The following is a 21,402-nucleotide window of genomic DNA, read 5'->3' as shown; positions in this document are numbered from 1 at the left end:
TCATACCACCATTCCGGAAAATGGCAAGCGCCCGGAGAAACTCTCCGGGCGCTTTTTTTGTTAAAAACTGTTAAGATTTATCCTCCAGGGGAAAGGTCACCTGCCAGAGGCCCTCGGTCAGGGCGGAGGCGGTATGGAAGTCGCCGCGGAGGGTGTACTGCGCCAGTTCTTCCGGTGAAACGTCAAAGATAAACTGGGTGTAATCCTGCCGCTGCACCTGACTGGGAGCTGCGAAAGAAGCGCTGTACAGAGGCTCCAGCCGGGTGCCGTCCTCCGCTTCCAGCCACAGCCAGGCGTGGTTGTCCAGCCGGGCAGCATTGCCCCGGCACAGCTGAACGTGGAACTGCCCTTGAGAATATCCGGCGGCGGTGATGGTCAGACCCGGGGCGGGCTCCGCCAGCGCCGGGCCCGGAAGCAGCATGGGCGCGCTGTCCGTCATACCCGCCTCGCCGCTTCCGCCGGTGCAGAAATAGGCATTCTCCGGTCCGCCCACGGGGACCGTCTCCGCCTCCGCAGTGAACGCTGCAAGTTCCAGTTCCACCGCCGCGTTTTCCAGGGTCTCCTTCCCGGCCAGCAGCTGCCGGACCGAGAAGGTCATTTTTTCGCCGGTGGGAATGGGGGATCCATCCAGGGTCTGAACGGTGCAGAGAAAGGTGATCGTACCGGTCTCCGGGTCCCAGCTCAGGCGCTCGCACCGGCCGCTCTGGTCAAAGGGCAGGTGAAAGGACCAGCTGTCGAAGAGGTCCGTGGTCTCGTCCACGGGTCCGCCGGTGAGAGTGATATACGCCTGGGCTGTGTCGCCCTCCACCCGGACGGCGGCCACCTCTATGGTGACGCCCCGGTCGGTACAGCTCTTTTGCACCGGCTGGAAAAACTGTGCCATGGCAGGAGAGAGCTGATAGAGCAGCTCGTAGCCTCCCTCCGTCCGCACTGCCAGAGCGGGGGTGACCAGGAGCAAAGCGGCGGCCAGAGCCGCCGCGGCCGCCCGCCGCCAGGGACGGCGGCGCCGCTGCACCTTCGCCAGGGTCCGCTCCACCAGGGCGGGGGAGGGGAGGAGCGGCTCATTCATGTGGGTATAGACTTCTGAAAAATTCATGGTTCCTCCTTCAGCAGACGGCCCAGCTTCTGCCGGGCCCGGGTCAGCTGGCTGCGGACGGTGGCGCCGTTCCGGCCCAACAGCCGGGCGATCTCTTCCGTCCGGTAGCCCTCGTAGTAGTAGAGGTGCAGCAGCGTCCGGTCCCCTGGCGGCAGAGCCGCCAGGGCCTCCGCCACTGCGGACGCCTCCGGCCCCGGGCAGGCGTATACGTCCTCCAGCGGTATGCTGCGTTTTCGCCAGGGGGAGGCCAGCAGGCTCTTGCAGCGGTTGACGGTGACCCGCAGCAGCCAGGCCTTTTCGTGGGTCTCGCTCTCAAAGTCCGGGGCGGCGCGGTGGTAGCGGAGAAAGACCTCCTGGAACACGTCGTCGGCGTCGCTGCGGCTGCCGGTGACGGCGCAGGCCAGGCGGTAGACCGCAGGGCCCCAGCGGTCCACCGCGCCGGTGGTATCGGGCATGTGATCACATCCTTCTGTGGAGAATACCCCGGAGAGGCGGAAAATGCTGCAAGAGGGGACAGAAAATTTCAGAAAGAGCGGCGATGTTGCGTTTGGTTGCGGCCGTGTCAGGACCGCGCGGTGGACTTTCCCGGCGGTTTCTGCTAGGATGGGAGGCGAAAAGGAGGATACGACATGACGTTTTCCGAGAAGCTGATCCGCCTGCGCAAGCGGGAGGGATTGAGCCAGGAGGCCCTGGCGGAGGCGCTGGGCGTGAGCCGCCAGGCGGTGAGCCGCTGGGAGCAGGGGACCGCCCTGCCGGATGGGGCCAAGCTCCTGCCCTGCGCCCGGTACTTCGGCGTCAGCGTGGACTGGCTGCTGGATGAGACACAAGGTTGGGAGGCCCAGGCGGGCCCGGCCCCGGCCGCCGCGGGAAAGGCCCGGTCCCTGGCCTGGATCATCGGCGGAGGTGCGTTGGCGGGGCTGTCCCTGCTGGGACTGCTGCTGATGGGCATTCTCAGCTCCGTGTTCCCGGCGGTGTACACCGAGGCCCCCCTGGGGGCGGCCTGGGTCCGGTCCTACGCGGGCCTGTCTGGATTCCTGAAGGTCCACCGTCTGGAGTGGCTGTTTGCCCTGTGTCTGGTGACGGCGGCGGTGGGACTGTGGATGATCCTGCGGTCCCGGCTGCGGCGGGCTGTGGAAAAGAACCCGGTTTTACAGAGCAATCTCACGCTGCTGCCGATTGCCGCCCAGGCGGGGCTGGTGTACAGCACTGCCCAGTGCCTGTGGTGGATGCGTCAGGGGCGGGAGGACTACCGGGGCGCCCTCTGGTTTTCCCTGGTGCCGCTGGTGCTGGCCTCTGCCTGGATGGCCCGGAACTTGCTGCGGGAGAAGGACCCGGTCCGGCGGCGGAAAAACGGCTGGATCGAGCTGGGTTACTGCATGGGGCAGCTGTGCATCGGATTGCTGACGGCGGATGGGGGCATTGGCCTGGTTGGGCTGGCGTTGAATCTGATCCTGTGCCTGTTCTACGTCCAGTGGGTCAATCCCCGGTACATGGGCCGCCGCTTCGGCAGGAAAAAATAGACGCCGGCAGACAGAAAAGGTCCGGGGCCGCAGCGGCCCCGGACCTTTTTGGCGGGTTATCAGCCAAGCAGATAGTTGTACTTGGTCAGCACAGTGTAGATGAACACCTCGATGTCGGCGGGGAGATCGTTCTTGCTGTCGAGGTCCGCCTCGAACACCTTGCCCTCCAGCCGGACCAGGACCTTCTTGCCGCCCAGGGGCAGGAAGCCGGAGTTGTTCACGCTCTCGTCGAAGCCGGCGCGGTCGTGGAACAGGGTGAACTTGTCACGATAGGGAGCGGAGTCGTAGGGACAGAAAATGGCACAGTTGCCGCACTCGTTGCACATCCGGTCCACGTGGAGGATCTGATGGCGGCCGTCCGGCAGCTCGACGACCACGTTGGCCCGGTTGGGGCACACGTCGGCGCAGACCTGGCACACCACGTTGCAGGTGAGGCACCGGTCGCCCTCGCACTTGGCGGACTCGCACAGGATGCCCTTCTTGGCGATGGCCTCGGCCCGGGTGGCCACGGCCTTGGCGGGGATGGCGAACTTGTGGGCCTCACCGATGACGGCGTTGGCGAAGTACTGGGCGTCGGCGATGCCCTCCACCACGGTGGCGGGGCCCCGCATGGCGTCACCGCCGGCGTAGACGCCTTCAATGTTGGTCTTGAAGGCGGGGATGCCCTTGGCGTCCACCTCGATGCCGTTCTTCGTAAAGATCTCGCTGTCCACCTTCTCGCCCACGGCGGAGACCACGGTGTCGCAGGGGATCTCCACCATCTCGCCGGTGGGGACGGGCTTGCGGCGGCCCTTTTCATCGGGATCGCCCAGCTTCATCTTCTCGCAGACCAGCTTGCCGTCGCCCTGCTTCACGGGGGCCACCAGCTCCAGGAACTCCACGCCGTCGGCGATGGCCAGCTCCAGCTCCTCGGCGTCGGCGGGCATGTACTTCTTGGTGCGGCGGTAGACCAGGGTGGAGGAAGCGGCACCGGCCCGCAGGGCGGCCCGGGCGGCGTCCATGGCAGTGTTGCCGCCGCCGACCACGGCCACGTGGCCCAGAGGCACTTCCTTGCCGGCCTTCATGTCCTTCAGCCAGCCGATGACGGGCACCACGTTGCCGGGGATGTCCAGCTTGCCAGCCTTCCAGGCGCCCACGGCGAAGAAGATATGGGTGTAGCCCATGGCCTTCAGCTCGGCCACGGAGGGGGCCTCAGTGTTCAGCTTGACCTCGGCGCCCATCTTCTCCATCAATGCCACGTCCTTGTCGATGGCCGCGTCGGAGATGCGCCAGGCGGGGATCACCTGCCGGACCACGCCGCCCAGGGCGGAGGAGCGCTCGAAGATGGTGACGGGGATGCCGGCCCGGCCCACGAAGTAGGCTGCCGCCATACCGGTGGGGCCGCCGCCGATGACGGCCACCTTGGCGGAGGTCGCCGCGGGAGCGGGTGCCTTGATCTTGGCCATGTAGGCGTCGTAGCCGCGCTCGGCGGCCACCAGCTTGGTACTCCGGATGTTTACCGGCTGGTCGTAGTAGTTGCGCATGCACTTGGTCATGCAGTTGTGGGCGCAGATGGTGCCGGTAACGAAGGGCAGCGGGTTCTTCTCGGTGATCAGGCGCAGGGCGGAGGCGTACTCGCCCTTGCGGCAGAGCTCAATATACTCCGGGATGTCCTGGCCGATGGGGCAGCCGCCCTTGCAGGGCGCGGTGAAGCAGTCCATCAGGGGGACCTTTTCGTAGAGCTTGCGGCGGGGCAGGGGCTTGATGGCCTTGACATGGTACTTGTCGGACCGGGCCGCCAGGCTCAGAGCCTCGATGGCGGTCACGTCCACGCCGGTGAAGGGCTTGAAGTCCATGGCATCCAGCTTGTCGCCGATCTGGGTGAAGCGCTGGTAGCCGCCGGGCTTGAGCTCTGTGGTGGCCATGGTGATGGGCCAAATGCCGCAGGCGAAGAGCTTGTCGATGTTGAAGGCGTCGGCGCCGCCGGCGTAGGAAAGGCGCAGCTTGCCGCCGAACTCCTTGGCCATCATGGCGGCCATGGTGGTGGTCAGCGGGAACAGGGACTTGCCCGCCATGTACATCTCCTCGCTGGGCAGCTCCCCGGCCTTCACGTCCACGGGGAAGGTGTTGGAGAGCTTCAATCCGAATTCCAGACCGTGCTGGTCGGCCAGAGCCTGGAGCCGGTGGAACATGGGCACGGCGTCGCTGTACTGCAGGTCCTCCTTGAAGTGGTGGTCGTCAAAGGCGATGTAGTCGTAGCCCATGCCGTCCAGAATGGACCGGGCGGTCTCATAGCCCAGGATGGTGGGGTTGCACTTGACGAAGGTGTGCAGGTGCTTCTTCTCGATCAGGTAGCTGGCGATGCGCTCGATCTCGTCCGGCGGGCAGCCGTGGAGGGTGGAGACGGTGACGGACCCGGAGACGTGGGGGGTGATGGTGTCGATGAAGTCGGCCTCGCCGGGGAAGAACTCCTTCAGAACGGCGATGCACTCCTGGAAGATGGGGGTCTGGGAGGCATCCACCATGCCGTTGAGGAAGGTGTCCACCTTCTCGCCCTGGATGCCCGCCAGGTCGTAGCCCACGGACATGTTGAACACGAACCCGTTGGGGTCGCCCAGACCGTACACCTTGGCCATGATCTTGCAGGCGCACCAGGCCTTCACATACTCCTCAAAGGCCTGGGGCACGTACAGCTCCGTGGACCACTCGCAGTTGTAGCACTCGTCCTCCGCCAGGATGCAGGGGCGGTTGACGCAGGCGGACAGCTCCGCGCCGTCCATCTTCTGGACGGTTTTCAGCTCAAAGAACCGGGCACCGCCGAAGTAGCTGGCGATGATGTTCTGAGCCAGCTGGGTGTTGGGGCCGGCGGCGGGGCCGAAGGCGGTCTCGATGGTCTCGCCGAAGATGGGCAGCTTCTTCACGCCGGCCTTGTAGGGCTTGTGGACGCCGAAGACGGAGCCGTCACGCTGGTACTCGGCGGTGACCCAGGTCATCAGTTCCCGGAAGGGAATGGGGATCATCAGTTCAGACATACGCTTTTTTCCTCCTCAAATCCTAAAAAGAAATCACTTATCCCTTTTGATGGTTCTCGAAATAGGCCCGGAGCACCTCCAGGCTCTCCTCCCGCAGCACACCGGCCGTGACGGCGGGGCGGTGGAGGGAGTTGCGGAACACCATGTCGCTGCACGCGCTGCCGGTCTTGCCCAGCAGGGCGCCCAGGTCGGTGTCGCTGGCGCCGTAGACCAACCGTCCCAGCTTTGCCCATACCAGAGCGCCGCTGCACATGAAGCAGGGTTCGCAGCTGGAGTACAGGGTATAACCGCTTAGATCGGTGATATGAGTCTCGGCGAAGAACCGGCGCAGAAGCCCGGCCTCGGCGTGGAAGGTGGGGTCAGCGGCGGTGTAGATCTGATTTTCATTGGTATAGACGATCTCGCCGTCCTTTACCAGCACCGCGCCAAAGGGCTCGTTGCCGTGCTCCACCGCCAGGGCGGACAGGCGGATGGCCTCCGCCATGAACTGTTCGTCCCGGGTCATCTCAGTACTCGCAGTGGTTCAGCTTGCCCCAGAGCTTCTTGGAGGTTTCCAGGATCTTGGCGTTGACGGCCTCCTCGTCGATCTCGGTGAGGACGCGGTCCTTCATCAGGATCTTGCCGTTGATCATGGTGGTCTGGCACTGGCGGCCGGTCATGCCGAAGAGCATGTGGCCGTCGATGTTGGCGTCGGAGAAGGGGGTGAAGGGCTTGTAGTCCATGACGATGACGTCCGCCGCCGCGCCGGGGGCCAGGATGCCCAGGGTGGGGAAGCCGGTGCGCGCCGCCATCTTGGCGTTGTTCTTGAAGAGCATGTCCGTCACCTCGCACCAGCCCACATTGGGCATGCAGGCGTTGTGACGCTGGATGGTCAGGGCCACCTTGATGCTCTCCAGCATGTCGTTGGTGTAGGCGTCGGTACCCAGGCCCACCAGAATGCCCTTCTTGTAGAGCTGGAGGATGGGGGAGCAGCCCACGGCGTTGCCCATGTTGGACTCGGGGTTGTTGACGCACATGGTGTCCGTGGCCTTGATGATGTCCATTTCGGCGGTGTTCACGTGGATGCAGTGGCCCAGAATGGTCTTTTCGCCCAGGATGCCGTGGTCCTGGAGCCGCTGGACGGGACGGCGGCCGTAGTTCTGGAGGCTGTCGTACACGTCGTTCATGCCCTCGGAGACATGGATGTGGTAGCCCACCCGACCGTTGTTGGCGGCCTGCATCCGGTCGAAGGTCTTGTCGGAGATGGTGAACAGGGCGTGGCCGCCGAACATGGCCTTGAGCATGTCGGAGGGATTCTTCTCGCAGTAGTCGATGAAGTCCTTGTTCTCCTGGACGGACTGGATGGACTTCTCCTCGCCGTCCCGGTCGCTGACCTCGTAGCAAAGGCAGGCACGCATGCCGAACTCCTTGGTGACCTCGGCGATCTTCATCAGGGAGCCGGGGATCTCGCAGAAGGAGGCGTGATGGTCGAAGATGGTGGTGACGCCCTGCTTGATGGAGTCGATCACCAGGGCCTGGGCGCTGGCGCGGGTGGCCTCCAGATCCAGGTTCCGGTCGATGTACCACCACTGGCCGTCCAGCACCTCGTAGAAGTTGGTGGGGTTGTAGCCGTTGATGGAAAGGCCCCGGGCCAGGGCGGAGTAGATGTGGGTATGGGCGTTGATGAGGCCCGGCATGATGACGCCGCCCTTGGCGTCCACGAATTCCGCCTGGGGGTATTTGGCCTTGAGGTCGGCGGTGGTGCCGACTTCCACGATTTTGCCGCCGTCCGTGACCACGCCGCCGTCGGGGTAGTAGCCGGTGCCGTTGGGGTCTCTGGTAATGACTTTGCCGTTTGCCAGTAAGATCATAAAGTTGTACCTCCTTCAAAATTCCCTCGGTGAAATGTAAACTGAATAAAAGAAAAAGGCGCTTCGATCCCGTGCTTGGGTCGAAACACCTATCAAAAAAAGCGGAATGATAGGTGTCAGCCCGTGCGCGCAGCACTTCGTTGCAGCTATCATTCTTCCCTTATGCTTGTATTTTACCGGAGAACAGGCTAAAATGCAAGAAGGCGAGCTAAAAATTTTTTAGGCATATTTTGTGTAGTTTGCCGGAAATGTATGGAACCTTTTGCAAAAAGGTTCGTCTATATCCATAGAAAAAACGGGAGGTGGCCCCCTTGAAACGGACATATCTTTGGATGCTGGCGGCGGTTTTGCTGCTCAGCGGCTGCGGCGGAGGACAAACGGCGGAACAGGCGGAGGAGCCGGAGCAGACCGCTCCGGCAGAGGAGTTGGGGCCAGCCCCGGAGGGGCTGACTATGGAGCTGGAGCACGACGTCTACGATCCGTCCCTGACCAGCTATACCTATTTCATTCACAATGACACCGATCAGCCCACAGGGGTGTTCGGCGCCTCATACGCCATCCAGAGAAAAGACGGCGGCTGGACGGATCTGACCATGAAGGACGGCGTGGGCTGGGACGATATCGGCTACACGCTGGAGCCGGGCCAGACCATGGCCTTGAGCTGCGGCTTCTGGCTCTATGAGGAGGCGCCCGCCGCCGGGGAGTACCGGCTGGTGAAGGAGGTGGACGGCGCCCTGCTGACCGCGGAATTCTCCTTGGGGGAGAGTCCCTACACAGCCCAGACCCCTTACGGCTTCGGCCCCCTGGAGGATCTGCCGGAGCGGTACGGCGCCGCCGACGCCGCCGGGACCGGCGCGGTGATCTTCACCGACGCGGGCACGGAAAACGCGGAGGCGGTGGGAACGTTCCTGGAGAAGGCATCCCTGGGGATCCCCTGCCAGCTGAGGACCGTCCAGGACCACGGAGAGAGCACCCCTATGGTCATCGATGTGATCTGCGAAAACGACGGTTTCCTCTGGCGGATGCGCAGCGGCGGCACGGAGGTGGCGGAGCGGCGGCTTTCCTACATCGTCACTGACGGCACGGACCTCTATCTCTCCGACGGCGCCGACTGGGACGCCGGGGAGCGGTACGGTGACCAGCGGGTCTTTCTGGTGCCGCCCCTCCAGGGGACGGAATGGGTGCCCGATGTGGAGGCCATGACGGCGGACCGCCTGGCGTGGAACGCCACCCGCTACCAGTTCCAGTCCGCCGACGGGGTCTGGTGCGCCGCCCTGTGGGAGGAGCCCACGGCCTTTTCCGTCAGCTGGCAGAAGCCCGGCGAGGGCTCCGGCAGCAGTACCTACGACCTTGCGGACTGGGATGGCCTGGAGACTGCCATCACCGGCCTCGCCTGGCGGGAGGACGGCAAGCTGACTTTGAAATGCGAGACCGCCGACGGCGGCACCAGCCGCCTGACCTTCGACCCGGAGACGGAGACACTGACGTAAAAAGGCGCGCGAGATTGAGCACGGCAAAAAACAGGGACCGGAGAACCGGTTCCTGTTTTTTGCATAGCGCAAAATATAAATTGACAAAAACAAGGACCTTCTGGTATCCTGAAAAACGAATTTTCAGAAAAAGAACGGAGAATCGATCCATGCTGGGAACCTTGATCGGCACCCTGAGCGACTGGCTCTATACCTACCTTCTGGTGATCCTGCTGATCGCGGCGGGACTGTATTTTACCCTGCGGACGAAGTTCGTGCAGCTGCGGCTGTTCCGGGAGTCCATCCGGGTGGTGGGAGAGCGGCCCCGGGAGGCGGGCGCCGTGTCCTCCTTCCAGGCCCTGATGGTCTCCACCGCCTCCCGGGTGGGCACCGGCAACATCGTGGGCATCTCCACGGCCATCTGCTGCGGAGGCGCCGGGGCGGTGTTCTGGATGTGGGTCATCGCCCTGGTGGGCGGCGCCACGGCCTTCGTGGAGTCTACCCTGGCCCAGATCTACAAGCGCCGGGCCCCGGACGGCAGCTGCTACGGCGGCCCTGCCTACTACATCGAGGCGGCTCTGCGTAGCCGTCCCCTGGCGGTGGTATTTGCCGTGACGCTGGTGCTGACCTATGCCGGCGGCTTCAACATGCTGGCGTCCTACAACCTCCAGTCCACCTTCTCTGCCTATGATTTCTACGATCCCGCCGTCACTCCCTGGGTCATCGGTGCCGTGCTGGCGGCGGTGGTGGGCTACTGCGTCATGGGCGGCGGAAAACGCATCATCCGCTTCACCTCCACCCTGGTGCCGGTCATGGGCGGGCTGTACGTGCTGGCGGCCGTGGTGGTGATCGCCATGAACTGGCGGCTCCTGCCCCAGGTGTTCGGCGCCATCTTCTCCGGCGCCTTTGATTTCCGGGCCATTTTTGGCGGCTTCACCGGCTCCGCCGTCATGTACGGCATCAAGCGGGGCCTCTTCTCCAACGAGGCCGGCGTGGGCTCCGCCCCCAACGCCGCCGCCTCCGCCGAGGTCAGCCATCCCGTGAAGCAGGGGCTGGTCCAGATGCTCTCCGTGTTCATCGACACCCTGCTGGTCTGCTCCGCCACGGCCTTCATGCTGCTGTGCTCCGGCGTGGAACCGGCAGAGGCCCTCAAGGGCGCGCCCTATGTGCAGCTGGCCCTGGAGAATGAGTTCGGCGCCGCCGGGCCCATCTTTATCACGGCGGCCATGGTGCTCTTTGCCTTCACCACCCTGATCGGCAACCTCTACTATGTGGACAACTGCCTGAGCTACATCGTGGGCAAGATCCCGGCCAGGGAGTTCATGGTCCTCTTCCGGATCGACGCCATGGCATTGATTTTTCTGGGCTCCGGCATGGAGATCAACCTGGTGTGGAACCTGGCGGACGTGCTGATGGGCGTCATGGCCCTGATCAACCTGCCGGTGATCGTGCTGCTGTTCCCGCCGGTACGGGCGGCCCTGGCGGATTACACCGCCCAGCGCCGGACCGGAAAGGACCCGGCCTTCCGGGCGGAGACTGCGGGCCTGGGCGGAAAGACAGAGTGCTGGAATTGAAAAAAGACAGCGGAGGACATCTGTCCTCCGCTGTCTTTTTTTGCTCCCACGCATAATTTTTGAGTTGCGCGCATAAACTACTTGCAATTATTAAATATATCGCGTAATATAATATTAAAAAACATATTACATAATATGGATGTCTATTACATATGCCTGGAATAGGAGACTTGACGATGCGAAAATTATTTGCTCATGCACAGGACCCTGTCAGCTGCTGGACCCACGCCGCCGGAGCGGCGGCAGCACTGGGGGGCGGGCTGTGGCTGCTGCTGCGGGGACTGCGGCTCCATACGCCGGGGGTGGCTCTGGGGGCGGCCTTGTGTTTCTGTGCGTCCATGGTGGCGCTATACACCGCCAGCGCTGTTTACCATTACTATCCCGGCGATGTCACCAGCGGCGGCGTGAAGAAGCTGCTGCGGAAGATGGACCACGGTATGATCTATGTGCTCATCGCCGGCAGCTACACGCCTTTCTGCCTGGTGCTGCTGCCCCAGCCCAAGGGGACCCGGTTCTGCCTGATCCTCTGGGGCGTGGCGCTGGCGGGGGTGCTGGCCAAGATGCTGTGGATCAACGCCCCCCGGATGCTGTCCACGGCGGTGTACCTCATCATGGGGTGGTCCGTGGTGTTCGTGGCAAGGGACTTCGCCGCCCTGGGCCAGCCCTGCCTGACACTGGTGGCCATCGGCGGCATCTGCTACTCCGTGGGGGCGGTGTTCTACGCCGTCAAAAAGCCCAACATCTCAGCGGAGTGGACCTTCCACGAGCTGTTCCACCTGCTGATCCTGGCGGGGTCCTTCTTCCACTACCTGGCGGTGTACCTGTACGTGCTGTAAACAAAAAGTGAAAGTCCCCCGGAGGATTCCGGGGGACTTGTCTTTGTCTCAATCTTCGGGATCGCCCAGGGGAATGGGGCCGTGCTGGCGCTCGAAATCCTCAATATACCGGCGCAGAAGGTACAATACCTCTCCATTGCAGCTGCGGCCGTCATATTGGGCCACATAGCGGAGCTTATAGTGGGTCTGGGCATCAATCCGCAGGCCCAGGTGTTTGGTGTCGCTTTTTGCCATTCGTGTACTCCCTCGCCTCACTGTGGATTTGTGAGTTGATTTTAAGTTCATTTTGAGATATAATGTGCAAAATGGACTTGAAATAAGTACACAAAATTTTGGAGATATCCACATTGGCCAAAAGGAGGATACGAGATGGAGTATTATCCGGACACCCGGCAGGGCTATCAGCAGATCTGCTGCCGGATGGCACGTGCCATCAGCCGCGGCGTGGAGCTGCTGGACCAGGGCCGCTGCCGGGAGGCCCGGGACCTGCTGGCCCGGACCCGGGAAGAGGTGGACCGGCTGATCGAGAGCCCCCGGGCCGTGACGCTCCATCTGGAAGAGGCGGACAGCTGAAAGAGAACAGAAGACCCGCCCGGCGGAAGGTTCCGCCGGGCGGGTCTTTGAAATCTTCAGGATCAGGACATTGGCAGAGTTCACCGCAGGCTCCCGTCCGGCATCAGCAGGTTGTACGACTCCAGCAGGGCCTTGGCCTCGTCCAGAGACTCCGCCGGGGCCACATAGACGGAGGAGCCGGCTACATAGGTTGACGTTCCGTCGTCCTCGCCGGGGACCCGCTCAAAGGGGAACAGGAAGAACTGCGTATATTCCCGGTCTGTGTACAGCTCCCCGAAAGGCGTGTGGGCGGGGAACTTTCCGTATTCGAGCAAGCCCCGGTTGAGACCGCCATCCTCGCGGGCCATGGTCAGCCAGGCCTTGCTGGCTTCCTCAGAGGTGAAGGGCTGGTCCTCCAGCTCCAGATAGCCGCTGAAGCTGTCATCCTGCCCCCACTGCTTCACCAGTTCCCCGTGGAAATGCAGGGTGGTGTTCACGGCGGTGGTCTCGCCGTCCTCCCACAGGACGGCTGGAAGCGTCACATCCACCTGGGACCGGAATTTCACCATGCGGGCGATGACCAGAGCGGCGCAGAGGATCAGCGCCAGGCAGATCACCGTCGTGACCCGGCTGGGGCCGTGCCGTTTGGCGGTCGTCTGTTCCGTGTTCATGGTACGCTCCTTTCCGCCGGCTGTGCCGGCGACCCATAGGCCTTATTTTGTTCCGAAGATCCGGTCGCCGGCGTCTCCCAGGCCGGGGACGATATAGCCGTGCTCGTTGAGATGGTCGTCCACGGCGCCGCAGTAGATGTCCACGTCCGGGTGGGACTTCTGGAGCCGCTCAATGCCCTCCGGTGCGGCCAGCAGCACCATGAGCTTGATGTTCTTGCAGCCCCGCTTCTTCATCTCATCGATGGCAGCCTCGGCGCTGCCGCCGGTGGCCAGCATGGGGTCCACGATCAGGATGTCCCGGTCGGCGATGTCCTTGGGCATCTTGCAGAAATAGACGTGGGGCTCCAGGGTCTCCTCGTCCCGGTACATGCCGATGTGGCCCACCCGGGCGGAGGGCACCATCCGCAGCACGCCGTCCACCAGGCCCAGGCCTGCCCGCAGGATGGGGACGATGGCGAACTTTTTGCCCTTGAGGGTGGGAGCGGTGGTCTTGCAGATGGGGGTCTCCACCTCTTTTTCCGTCAGAGGCAGGTCACGGGTGGCCTCGTAGGTGATCAGCATGCCGATCTCGCTGACCAGCTCCCGGAAATCCTTGACGCTGGTGTTCTTGTCCCGCATGATGGTCAGCTTGTGCGCCACCAGGGGATGGTCCATCACATGTACTTTCCCGTTCATAAATGCGCTCCTTTATCTCAAAAAAATTGAAAACAAGATCACTGCCGGTCCCGCAGGGGCAGCGCCTGGGGCGGCCGCAGATACACCGGCGCCAGGGCCTGGGGATCGATCAGTCCGCCCCGCAGGGCAGCCTCTCCGGCGCACAGGGCCACGGACACGGCATTCTGCATAATGAGCTGGGGCGGTGCGGCCACGCATGGGATGTCCCGCTCCGCCAGTGCCTTGAGGCACAGGGGGGCGCCGTCTCCCAGCACGATCCGGGGGCCCTCCATGGCAGAGACCTCCTCCGCCAGGTCGGCAAGGCCGATGGCCCGGTCCTCGGTCAGCCGTTCCGGAGAGCCGGTACCGCGGGAGCGGAAGAGGGCGTTGTAGACCTGATTGCGCCGGGCGTCCATGGCGCAGATGACGAGCCCCTCCATGTGGGCTACGTTCCGTGCCATGGCCTCCAGGGTGGAGACGGCCACAGTGGGCTTCTCCGCGGCAAAGGCCAGCCCCTTGGCGGCCGCTACGCCGATGCGGATGCCGGTAAAGGACCCGGGACCCACGGACACGGCGATGGCGTCGCAGTCCCGGACCGTCAGGCCGGTGTTTTTCAAAATACCCTCCACAATGGGCATCAGGGTGCGGCTGTGGGTCAGGCCGGTGTCCTGATAGCCGCTGCAAAGGACCTTGCCGTCCTCCGTCACGGCGGCGGAGACCGCCTTGGCAGAGGTCTCCAGAGCCAGGATCTTCATGGCAGCTCCACTCCTTCGATGGTGATGTCCCGGGCGGCGTCATCCTCCGGGCTCCGGGCGATGGTGACGAACACCGTCTCCGGCGGCAGGGCCGCCTCCGCCAGCTCGCTCCACTCCACGGCGCAAACGCCGCCCCGGTCCAGGTAGTCCTCCCAGCCGATGTCGAACAGAGCGTCGGCCCCCTCCAGGCGGTACATATCAAAGTGGAACAGGGGCAGACGGCCCCCCTCGTACTCGTTGACGATGGTGAAGGTGGGGCTGGTGACCCGGCCCTTGTACCCAAGACCACGGGCCAGGCCCCGGGTGAAGGCGGTCTTGCCCATGCCCAGGCCCCCCCGGTAGGCCACCACCGCGCCTGGGGACAGCACGGCGGCCAGACGGGCGCCCAGGGCCTCGGTCTCCGCCTCGCAGCGGGTGTGGAATTCCATGATCTCCGCCTCCTTTCACGGGTGTTTCCCAAAAATCAACTTAGTATATCATATTTTGAACGGAGTGTAAAAAGATTTTTGCATCGTTTACACCCCCGCCGGTTTGTGGTATACTCCAACTGACAAATTTTGCCCCGAAGAGAGGAAAACACCCCATGTGGAACCGACTGAAAGCCATTCTCGCGGACTTTTTCCAGCAGGCCGATCTGGTGTTGCTGGGGCTTTGCTGCGCCGCTACGGTGTTCGGCATGGTGCTCATTGCCAGCGCCACCCACTATATGGACGCGGCGAAGATGCTGCGGTACGTGGGCGTCCAGGGCGTGGCCATGCTGCTGGGCTTTTGCGTCTACGTATTCATGTCCATGGTGGACATCGAGATCGTGCTGAAAAAATGGAAGTGGCTGGTGCTGTTCAACCTGGTGTTCATCGGACTGCTGAAGACCCCCTTCGGCGTGGGGGGTGCCAGTACCGGCAACCAGGCCTGGCTGAAGTTTCCCGGCATCCCCTTCCAGATCGGACCGGCGGAGGTGGTGAAGATCACCTTCACCCTGCTGCTGGCCAAGCAGCTGGCCTGGCTTCGGGAGGAGAAGCGGGACCTGCGGTCCTTTCCGGCTGCCGCCCAGGTGGCGGGTCATACCCTGGCGCTGATGGGCTGGTATGTGGTGATCTCCGGCGACATGGGCAATGCCCTGACCTTTTTTTTCATCTTTTTGTGCATGGCCTTTGCCGCAGGCTTCGCCCTGCGGTGGTTCGCCCTGCTGTTCGCGGGCTGCGGGATCGGTTTCGCGGCGGCGTGGGTGCTGGAGCTGATCCCCGGGTATATGATGGACCGGTTCCGGGTCCTGTTTGACCATTCCTATGACGCCCTGGATACCGGCTGGCAGCAGACCCGCAGCCTCATGGCCATCGGCTCCGGCGGCCTGTTTGGCCAGGGATACATGAACGGCACCCAGACCCAGAGCAGCTTTCCTCAGTCCCTGCCCAACCGCTGGACGGACTTCATCTTCTCCGTCTGCGGAGAGGAGCTGGGCCTGGTGGGATGTCTTGCGGTGATCACGCTGCTGGCGGTCATCATTTTCCGGGTACTGCGGGTGGCAAGGAACGCCCAGACGCCCTTCCACTGCTATATCTGCGTGGGTATGGCGGCCATGCTGATCTACCAGACCGTTGTCAACATCGGCATGTGCCTGTTCGTCATGCCCACCATCGGCGTGACGCTGCCCTTTTTCAGCTACGGCGGGTCCTCGGTGCTGACGCTGTTTGCGGCCATGGGCGTGGTATCCGGCATCAAGAAGCGCTCACCGGCCCTGTGGCGGCCGAGGCGCCAGCGCTGACACGGTGAAAAAAAGAGGAAACGGAGGCCGGGGATGACCCCGGCCTCCGCGCATATTTCGCAGCCTCTGGGCGGAGACTAGTCCTGTCACGATTTTATGGACAGGAGGTTCGATCAGCTTTGAAACACAATCTGCTCAAACGCATCCCCGTACTGGCCCTGGCGGCGGCGCTGACCCTGACGGTGGGGACCCAGGCTCTGTTCGGTCTGGGCAAAAAGGACACGCAGCCCCAGGAGGGGGCGCCGGAGGTCCGGGATCTGGAGATCGCCACCTACCGGGACATCCCCTATGAGGCCCAGTTCCTGGCCTCCGGCGGAGAGGGAGAGACCCTGACCTTCGCCGTGGCGGACCAGCCCCGAAAGGGCACCGTGGTGGTGGAGGGGGACCGCTTCACCTACGCCCCCGATGAGGGTGTCACCGGCTCCGACAGCTTCACCTACACCGCCGCCGACGCCGAGGGCCGGGTCTCCGCCCCGGCCACGGTGACCGTGGAGATCCAAAAGCCCCGCTCCGGCGTCACCTATGCCGACACCGCCGGCACCGCCGCGGCGGCCGCCCAGGACCTGGCGGAGGCTGGGATCTTTACCGGCGTGAAGATCGGGGACCAGTACTACTTTGAGCCGGACAAGACCGTCACCCGAGGGGAGTTCCTGGCCATGGTGCTGGAGACCACGGGCCGGGAGGTGACGGCCGTCACCATGACCGGCTTCTCTGACGACGACGCCATCCCCACCTGGGCCAAGGCCTACGCCGCCGCCGGCGTGGCGGAGGGCATCGTCCAGGGCGTGTCCACAGCGGACGGCGCCGCCTTCCGGGGGGAGGACCCCATCACCTTCAACGAGGCCGCTACGGTCCTCAACCGCGCGCTGGACGTGGCGGATGTGGAGCTGGACGTGTGGTACGCGGACCGGGAGGCGGTGCCCTCCTGGGCGGCCCAGGCGGTGGGCAACATGGAGGCTGTCAGTGTCCTCTCCGCCGGCAGCTTCGGCAGCGACGGCCTGGACAGCGCCATCACCCGGGCGGACGCGGCACAGATGCTCTCCGCCGCCGCCACGCTGCTGGAGGGAGACTCCTCCGGCCCTCTGGATTGGCTGGGCTGACCGGAAAATACGCGCAGAAAGGGGCCGCCTTCGGGCGGCCCTTTTTCCGCCTCACACGTTGGGGAAAGCGACGGACTCCCATGGTCTTCCGCTTGCTGTACTGGCGTTTTTTGCGGTTGTATTCACAGGCGCTTTGTGCTAAACTAAATAGAATTCAAATAGTATAATGCTATCAGTATGGGCTGACGCCCTGCTGCTGCGGAAGGATATGAGAGAGCTATGAAAATTGTTGTGCTGGCCGGCGGCATCTCCACCGAGCGGGAGGTGTCCCTGGTGTCGGGTACCGGTGTGTGCCGGGCTCTGCGGAAAAACGGACACCGGGCCATCCTGGTGGATCTGTTCCTGGGGCTGGAGCAGGTCCCGGCGGATCTGGACACCTTGTTTGACGCGCCGGACGGCCTGTGCGCCGACGTCCGTGTCCGCGCCCAGGCGCCGGATCTGGAGGCAGTGCGCCGCAGCCGCCCGGACCAGAGCCCCAGCCACATCGGTCCTCACGTGCTGGAGGTGTGCGCCGCGGCGGACATCGTGTTCCTGGGCCTCCACGGCATGGACGGGGAGGACGGCCGCATCCAGGCCGCCCTGGACCTGCTGGGCGTGCCCTATACCGGCTCCGGCCATCTGGCCTCCGCTGCTGCCATGGACAAGGCCGTGGCCAAGCGGCTCATGGACGCCGCCGGCATCCCCACGCCCAAGTGGCGCCTGCTGGAGTACGGCCCTGAGGAGGCGGAGAGCCTGGCAGCGGAGCTGCCTATGCCCTGCGTGGTCAAGACCATCGGAGGCGGCTCGTCCCTGGGCGTGTACTTACCGGAGGACCGGGCGCAGCTGCGCACCGCGCTGAACGAGGTGCTGGGCTTCGGCGGAAAGGTCCTGGCGGAGGAGCGGATCTACGGCCGGGAGCTGACCGTGGCCGTGCTGGGCGATCAGTGGCTGCCGGCGGTGGAGACTGTGCCCGCCGGAAAGGAGTTCGACTACGCCGCCAAGTACCAGGCCGGCGCCGCTTTAGAGACCTGTCCTGCCCAGGTGCCGCCGGAGGTCATGGAGGCCGCCGGTGACCTGGCATTGCGGGTGCACCGCTGCCTGGGGCTGGAGGTTTACTCCCGCACTGACATGATTCTGGACGAGAGCGGGAAGCTGTGGGTGCTGGAGGCCAACTCCCTGCCGGGCATGACCCCCACCAGCTTTGTCCCCAAGGAGGCCGCTGCTGTTGGCATCAGCTATGAGCAGCTGTGCCAGCGCATCGTGGACCTGTCCATGCAGATCAAGAGGAGAGGGTGAGCGTATGCAGCCTATGACCGTACAGGAGATCGCCGCCGCCGTGGAGGGCCGGTGGCTCAACCCGGCGCCGGAGGTGCCGCAGGTGCGGGCCGTGTGTACCGACAGCCGGAAGGTCCTCAAGGACAGTCTGTTCCTGCCCTGGGTGGGGGAGCGGTTCGACGGCCACGACTTCATCGACGCCGCGCTGGATGCCGGCGCCGCCGGATGCCTGTGCGCCCGGGTGCCCGAGCGGCTGCGGGCGGATAAGTTTTATATCCAGGTGGCGGATACGCGCCTGGCCCTGCGGGCCCTGGCCTCCGCCTACCGGGACCGGTTCCCCATCCCCTTTGTGCAGATCACCGGCTCCGTGGGAAAGACCACCACCAAGGAGATGATCGCCGCCGTATTGGGGGCGAAGCTCCGGGTGCTGAAAACGCCGGAGAACTTCAACAACGACATCGGCACCCCCCTGACCCTGCTGGGCCTGACGGCGGAGCATCAGGCGGCGGTGATCGAGACCGGCATGAACCACTTCGGGGAGATCCGGTATCTGGGCGAGATGGTGCGGCCTGACATCGCCGTCATCTCCAACATCGGAGACGCCCACATCGAAAATCTGGGCAGCCGCCAGGGGATCCTGGAGGCCAAGTGCGAGATCTTTGAAAATCTCCGGCCCGGAGGGCTGGCCGTTCTCAATGGAGACGACGCCCTGCTGCGGGGCCTGGAGCTGCCCTTCCGCGTGCTGCGCTGCGGCCAGACCCCGGACTGCGACGTGCGGATCACGGAGATCGCGGACCACGGCGTGGCGGGCATCACCTGCACCGTCACCACTCCCCGGGACCGCTATGCTCTGACCATTCCCGCTCCCGGCGAGCACATGGCCTACTCCGCCTCCATGGCGGTAGCCATTGCCGAGGAGCTGGGGCTGAGCCGGGAGGAGATTGTCCGGGGCGTGGCGTCCTATGAGAGCGCCGGGTCCCGGATGCGGGTGATCCGCCTGCCGGGCAACCGGCTGATCCTGGACGACTGCTACAATGCCAATCCCCAGTCTGTCACCGCGGCACTGGAGATCCTTGCCAAGACCGAGTGTGACCGGAAGGTGGCCGTGCTGGGCGATATGGGCGAGTTGGGGAACCTGACTGCCCAGGCCCACTACAACATGGGGGCTCTCGCGGCCATGCTGGGCATTGACTTTGTGGCCGCCATCGGGGAAAAGGCCGCCAAGATCGCCGACGGCGCCGCCCAGAGCGGCGGCACCACGCTGCATTTCGCTACCAAGGAGGAGGCCGTCCACGAGCTGACGCGCCAGCTGGAGGAGAACACCGCCATGCTGATCAAGGCGTCTCATGCCATGCACTTCGAGAAGCTGGTGGAGCGGCTGCGAAAGACGTATGATTGAGATACAGGTAAACGGCCTGGTCAAGTCCTTTGAGGTGGGCCACAACGTGCTGGACGGCCTGACCTTCCAGATCGACCAGGGCGAGCGGGTGGGCCTGCTGGGCCGCAACGGCGCCGGCAAGACCACCTTGTTCAAGGTCCTCACCGGGGAGCTGGAGAGCGACGAGGGCACCGTCACCATCGGCCAGGGCCGCCGGGTGGGACTGATCTCTCAGATCCCGGTGTATCCGGCCGGCTACACGGTGGAGGATGTGCTGCGCTCCGCCTTTTCCCGGTTGGAGAGCCTGGCGGAGGAGATGCGCTCTCTGGAGCGGCGCATGGCGGCGGGGGAGAGCGATGCGGCCCTCCTGCGGCGCTACGGCGCCCTGGGCGAGCGGTTCGAGGCCTTCGGCGGGTACGATACCGACGTGGCGGTCAACAAGATCGCAAACGGATTGTCCATTCCCGCGCAGATGCGCCAGCAGCTCTTCGACAGCCTCTCCGGCGGGGAAAAGACCCGGGTGAACCTGGGACGGCTGATCCTGGAGGACACGGACATCCTCCTGCTGGACGAGCCCACCAACCACCTGGACCTCCACGCCACCGAGTGGCTGGAGGAGTACATCCGCACCTTCCGGGGCACGGTGGTCACCATCTCCCACGACCGCTATTTTCTCGACCGCACCGTCACCCGGGTCATCGAGATCCAGGACGGCAGAGCGGAGTTTTACAGCGGCAATTACAGCTTTTACGCCGTGGAGAAGGAGCGCCGCTACCAGGAGCGGATGAAGCAGTACGAGAAGGAGCAGGCCAAGATCGCCCAGCTGGAAAAGGCGGCGGAGCAGCTGCGCCTCTGGGCCTTCCAGGGCATGGACAAGACCTACCGCCGGGCCATCTCCATGGAACGGCGCATCGAGCGGATGCGGACCACCTCCAAGCCCACCAAGGCCCGGAAGATGGACGCCCGCTTCAACGCCGCCGAGTTCCACGGCGACGAGGTGCTCTCCATCCGGAACCTCTCCAAGGGCTTCGGGGACAAGCGTCTTTTCGACGGCATCACCCTCCGGGTGGAGGGCGGCGAGCGCATCGGCCTCATTGGGGACAACGGCACCGGCAAGTCCACCCTCATCAAGATGATCGTGGGGGAGCTGTACCCCGACGACGGCCGCATCCGCACCGGCCCCCAGGTGAAGGAGGCGTATCTGCCCCAGGTGGTGGAGTTCGACCACCCGGACTGGAACCTGGTGGAGAACATGATGGCCGCCAAGCGGGGCCTCTCCGCCCAGTCGGCCCGGAACCGGCTGGCGGCCTATGACTTCCGGGGAGAGGATGTGATGAAGCCCGTCTCCGTCCTCTCCGGCGGTGAGCAGAGCCGCCTGCGGCTGTGCATGCTGATGGACGACGAGATCAACTTTTTGATCCTGGACGAGCCCACCAACCATCTGGACATCGACTCCCGGGAGTGGATCGAGGAGGCGGTGGAGGCTTACGACGGCACACTGCTCTTCGTCTCCCACGACCGGTATTTCATCAACCGCTTCGCCACCCGCATCTGGGAGGTCTCCGGCGGCACCATCACCGACTATCCCATGGGCTTTGCCCAATACCGGCAGGTGAAAGCCCAGGAGGAGGCGGAAAAGCAGGAGGCAGCAAAGCCTGTAAAGGAAAAGACCGTCACAGAGCGGCCCCAGCGGGGCAACAAGGCCCAGCAGGCCGCCCGGCGGCAGCTGACCATCTGCGAGCGGGACATCGCCAAGGCGGAGGAGCGGATCGCCGCCCTGGAGGCGGACATGGAGGCCGCCGCCTGCGACTATGAGAAGCTGAACGAACTGGTACAAGAGAAAGAGGCGGCTCAGACGGAGCTGGACGCCCTGTACGAAAGGTGGGAGCAGCTCAGTGAGGAGGCAGAGGGGTAAAGCCA

The 21,402-nt window shown here is 64.1% G+C and carries 20 protein-coding genes; 10 read left to right on the top strand and 10 right to left on the bottom strand.

All coding sequences use genetic code 11. From position 1 onward, the window contains the following. Nucleotides 1-70: 70 nt before the first annotated feature. A complete protein-coding gene (locus tag ACVDHE_RS14730) occupies nt 71-1,096 on the bottom strand; it encodes a hypothetical protein (protein WP_458884987.1) in 1,026 nt (341 codons plus the stop codon). Next, nucleotides 1,093-1,551 carry an RNA polymerase sigma factor gene (locus ACVDHE_RS14725; RefSeq protein ID WP_213038709.1) on the bottom strand — a complete coding sequence of 153 codons (459 nt, stop codon included), beginning with the start codon at nt 1,549-1,551 and terminating at the stop codon, nt 1,093-1,095. The genes ACVDHE_RS14730 and ACVDHE_RS14725 overlap by 4 nt, the downstream gene beginning before the upstream one ends. 174 nt (nt 1,552-1,725) lie before the next feature. Between ACVDHE_RS14725 and ACVDHE_RS14720 the strand changes: the two genes are divergently transcribed. Beyond that, complete coding sequence (locus ACVDHE_RS14720) at nt 1,726-2,616, top strand: helix-turn-helix domain-containing protein (protein ID WP_458884986.1); 891 nt, start codon at nt 1,726-1,728, stop codon at nt 2,614-2,616. Nucleotides 2,617-2,675: 59 nt separating this feature from the next. On the opposite strand, the gene ygfK is transcribed toward ACVDHE_RS14720, so the two are convergent. From ygfK to ssnA, 3 genes are read right to left on the bottom strand one after another with little or no spacing between them, the layout of a single operon-like run. Continuing rightward, nucleotides 2,676-5,627, bottom strand: coding sequence for a putative selenate reductase subunit YgfK (gene ygfK / locus ACVDHE_RS14715; protein WP_458884985.1), 2,952 nt, complete (start codon nt 5,625-5,627; stop codon nt 2,676-2,678). A gap of 37 nt (nt 5,628-5,664) precedes the next feature. Further along, entirely contained in the window at nt 5,665-6,132 is a 468-nt protein-coding gene (locus ACVDHE_RS14710; protein WP_458884984.1) for a nucleoside deaminase, read from the bottom strand. A 1-nt stretch (nt 6,133) separates the two neighbouring features. Further along, entirely contained in the window at nt 6,134-7,477 is a 1,344-nt protein-coding gene (ssnA, locus tag ACVDHE_RS14705) for a putative aminohydrolase SsnA (protein WP_213038705.1), read from the bottom strand. A gap of 311 nt (nt 7,478-7,788) precedes the next feature. Between ssnA and ACVDHE_RS14700 the strand changes: the two genes are divergently transcribed. The 3 genes from ACVDHE_RS14700 (at nt 7,789) to trhA (ending at nt 11,356) form a co-directional block, all read left to right on the top strand. Continuing rightward, nucleotides 7,789-8,967: an immunoglobulin-like domain-containing protein gene (locus ACVDHE_RS14700; protein WP_458884983.1), complete on the top strand. Its 1,179-nt coding sequence runs from the start codon at nt 7,789-7,791 to the stop codon at nt 8,965-8,967. A 149-nt stretch (nt 8,968-9,116) separates the two neighbouring features. Then, on the top strand, nt 9,117-10,520 hold the full coding sequence (locus ACVDHE_RS14695; RefSeq protein WP_458884982.1) for an alanine/glycine:cation symporter family protein: 1,404 nt from the start codon (nt 9,117-9,119) through the stop codon (nt 10,518-10,520). Nucleotides 10,521-10,696: 176 nt separating this feature from the next. Next, nucleotides 10,697-11,356: a PAQR family membrane homeostasis protein TrhA gene (gene trhA, locus ACVDHE_RS14690; protein ID WP_458884981.1), complete on the top strand. Its 660-nt coding sequence runs from the start codon at nt 10,697-10,699 to the stop codon at nt 11,354-11,356. 48 nt (nt 11,357-11,404) lie between these two features. On the opposite strand, the gene ACVDHE_RS14685 is transcribed toward trhA, so the two are convergent. Then, nucleotides 11,405-11,590, bottom strand: coding sequence for a type II toxin-antitoxin system antitoxin (locus ACVDHE_RS14685; protein WP_204833294.1), 186 nt, complete (start codon nt 11,588-11,590; stop codon nt 11,405-11,407). Nucleotides 11,591-11,725: 135 nt separating this feature from the next. On the opposite strand from ACVDHE_RS14685, the gene ACVDHE_RS14680 reads away from it, so the two are divergent. After that, nucleotides 11,726-11,929: a hypothetical protein gene (locus ACVDHE_RS14680; RefSeq protein WP_204801660.1), complete on the top strand. Its 204-nt coding sequence runs from the start codon at nt 11,726-11,728 to the stop codon at nt 11,927-11,929. Between the two features lie 80 nt (nt 11,930-12,009). Here the strand turns inward: ACVDHE_RS14680 and ACVDHE_RS14675 are convergent, their stop codons facing one another. Genes ACVDHE_RS14675 through tsaE form a run of 4 tightly spaced genes read right to left on the bottom strand, consistent with a single transcriptional unit; the run spans nt 12,010 to nt 14,416 of the window. Then, nucleotides 12,010-12,579 carry a hypothetical protein gene (locus tag ACVDHE_RS14675; protein WP_418725077.1) on the bottom strand — a complete coding sequence of 190 codons (570 nt, stop codon included), beginning with the start codon at nt 12,577-12,579 and terminating at the stop codon, nt 12,010-12,012. 42 nt (nt 12,580-12,621) lie between these two features. Continuing rightward, the gene (gene upp, locus ACVDHE_RS14670; protein WP_213038701.1) at nt 12,622-13,254 is read right to left on the bottom strand and encodes a uracil phosphoribosyltransferase; all 633 of its coding nucleotides are present in this window, start codon (nt 13,252-13,254) and stop codon (nt 12,622-12,624) included. 38 nt (nt 13,255-13,292) lie between these two features. Next, the gene (tsaB, locus tag ACVDHE_RS14665; protein WP_458884980.1) at nt 13,293-13,988 is read right to left on the bottom strand and encodes a tRNA (adenosine(37)-N6)-threonylcarbamoyltransferase complex dimerization subunit type 1 TsaB; all 696 of its coding nucleotides are present in this window, start codon (nt 13,986-13,988) and stop codon (nt 13,293-13,295) included. Next, the gene (tsaE, locus tag ACVDHE_RS14660; protein ID WP_213038699.1) at nt 13,985-14,416 is read right to left on the bottom strand and encodes a tRNA (adenosine(37)-N6)-threonylcarbamoyltransferase complex ATPase subunit type 1 TsaE; all 432 of its coding nucleotides are present in this window, start codon (nt 14,414-14,416) and stop codon (nt 13,985-13,987) included. Before tsaE ends, tsaB begins: the two co-directional genes overlap by 4 nt. Nucleotides 14,417-14,571: 155 nt before the next feature. On the opposite strand from tsaE, the gene ACVDHE_RS14655 reads away from it, so the two are divergent. The 5 genes from ACVDHE_RS14655 to abc-f all read left to right on the top strand — a co-directional run bounded on the left by ACVDHE_RS14655 (nt 14,572) and on the right by abc-f (nt 21,397). Then, nucleotides 14,572-15,750, top strand: a complete 1,179-nt coding sequence (locus tag ACVDHE_RS14655) for an FtsW/RodA/SpoVE family cell cycle protein (protein ID WP_213038698.1) — start codon at nt 14,572-14,574, stop codon at nt 15,748-15,750. A 119-nt stretch (nt 15,751-15,869) separates the two neighbouring features. Further along, nucleotides 15,870-16,850, top strand: a complete 981-nt coding sequence (locus tag ACVDHE_RS14650; RefSeq protein ID WP_458884979.1) for an Ig-like domain-containing protein — start codon at nt 15,870-15,872, stop codon at nt 16,848-16,850. A 219-nt stretch (nt 16,851-17,069) separates the two neighbouring features. Further along, nucleotides 17,070-18,125 (top strand): D-alanine--D-alanine ligase family protein, encoded by a 1,056-nt coding sequence (locus tag ACVDHE_RS14645; RefSeq protein WP_213038696.1) that lies wholly within the window; start codon nt 17,070-17,072, stop codon nt 18,123-18,125. 4 nt (nt 18,126-18,129) lie between these two features. Further along, the gene (locus tag ACVDHE_RS14640) at nt 18,130-19,503 is read left to right on the top strand and encodes a UDP-N-acetylmuramoyl-tripeptide--D-alanyl-D-alanine ligase (RefSeq protein WP_418725714.1); all 1,374 of its coding nucleotides are present in this window, start codon (nt 18,130-18,132) and stop codon (nt 19,501-19,503) included. Continuing rightward, complete coding sequence (abc-f, locus tag ACVDHE_RS14635) at nt 19,496-21,397, top strand: ribosomal protection-like ABC-F family protein (protein ID WP_458884978.1); 1,902 nt, start codon at nt 19,496-19,498, stop codon at nt 21,395-21,397. Before ACVDHE_RS14640 ends, abc-f begins: the two co-directional genes overlap by 8 nt. Nucleotides 21,398-21,402 lie beyond the last annotated feature (5 nt).

It is taken from the genome of Dysosmobacter sp. Phy, assembly GCF_054476235.1.
The sequence above is the reverse complement of the archived record's forward strand: the minus strand, read 5'-3'. Positions and strand labels throughout refer to the sequence as shown.

What these genes read in the sequence shown, in the direction of transcription:
- ACVDHE_RS14730 (WP_458884987.1), bottom strand. Translation starts at nt 1,096, where the DNA reads ATGAATTTTTCAGAAGTCTATACCCACATGAATGAGCCGCTCCTCCCC.
- abc-f (WP_458884978.1), top strand. Translation starts at nt 19,496, where the DNA reads ATGATTGAGATACAGGTAAACGGCCTGGTCAAGTCCTTTGAGGTGGGC.
- ACVDHE_RS14720 (WP_458884986.1), top strand. Translation starts at nt 1,726, where the DNA reads ATGACGTTTTCCGAGAAGCTGATCCGCCTGCGCAAGCGGGAGGGATTG.
- ACVDHE_RS14655 (WP_213038698.1), top strand. Translation starts at nt 14,572, where the DNA reads ATGTGGAACCGACTGAAAGCCATTCTCGCGGACTTTTTCCAGCAGGCC.
- tsaE (WP_213038699.1), bottom strand. Translation starts at nt 14,416, where the DNA reads ATGGAATTCCACACCCGCTGCGAGGCGGAGACCGAGGCCCTGGGCGCC.
- ACVDHE_RS14685 (WP_204833294.1), bottom strand. Translation starts at nt 11,590, where the DNA reads ATGGCAAAAAGCGACACCAAACACCTGGGCCTGCGGATTGATGCCCAG.
- ACVDHE_RS14725 (WP_213038709.1), bottom strand. Translation starts at nt 1,551, where the DNA reads ATGCCCGATACCACCGGCGCGGTGGACCGCTGGGGCCCTGCGGTCTAC.
- upp (WP_213038701.1), bottom strand. Translation starts at nt 13,254, where the DNA reads ATGAACGGGAAAGTACATGTGATGGACCATCCCCTGGTGGCGCACAAG.
- ACVDHE_RS14675 (WP_418725077.1), bottom strand. Translation starts at nt 12,579, where the DNA reads ATGAACACGGAACAGACGACCGCCAAACGGCACGGCCCCAGCCGGGTC.
- ACVDHE_RS14645 (WP_213038696.1), top strand. Translation starts at nt 17,070, where the DNA reads ATGAAAATTGTTGTGCTGGCCGGCGGCATCTCCACCGAGCGGGAGGTG.
- ygfK (WP_458884985.1), bottom strand. Translation starts at nt 5,627, where the DNA reads ATGTCTGAACTGATGATCCCCATTCCCTTCCGGGAACTGATGACCTGG.
- ACVDHE_RS14640 (WP_418725714.1), top strand. Translation starts at nt 18,130, where the DNA reads ATGCAGCCTATGACCGTACAGGAGATCGCCGCCGCCGTGGAGGGCCGG.
- ACVDHE_RS14710 (WP_458884984.1), bottom strand. Translation starts at nt 6,132, where the DNA reads ATGACCCGGGACGAACAGTTCATGGCGGAGGCCATCCGCCTGTCCGCC.
- ACVDHE_RS14680 (WP_204801660.1), top strand. Translation starts at nt 11,726, where the DNA reads ATGGAGTATTATCCGGACACCCGGCAGGGCTATCAGCAGATCTGCTGC.
- ssnA (WP_213038705.1), bottom strand. Translation starts at nt 7,477, where the DNA reads ATGATCTTACTGGCAAACGGCAAAGTCATTACCAGAGACCCCAACGGC.
- tsaB (WP_458884980.1), bottom strand. Translation starts at nt 13,988, where the DNA reads ATGAAGATCCTGGCTCTGGAGACCTCTGCCAAGGCGGTCTCCGCCGCC.
- trhA (WP_458884981.1), top strand. Translation starts at nt 10,697, where the DNA reads ATGCGAAAATTATTTGCTCATGCACAGGACCCTGTCAGCTGCTGGACC.
- ACVDHE_RS14695 (WP_458884982.1), top strand. Translation starts at nt 9,117, where the DNA reads ATGCTGGGAACCTTGATCGGCACCCTGAGCGACTGGCTCTATACCTAC.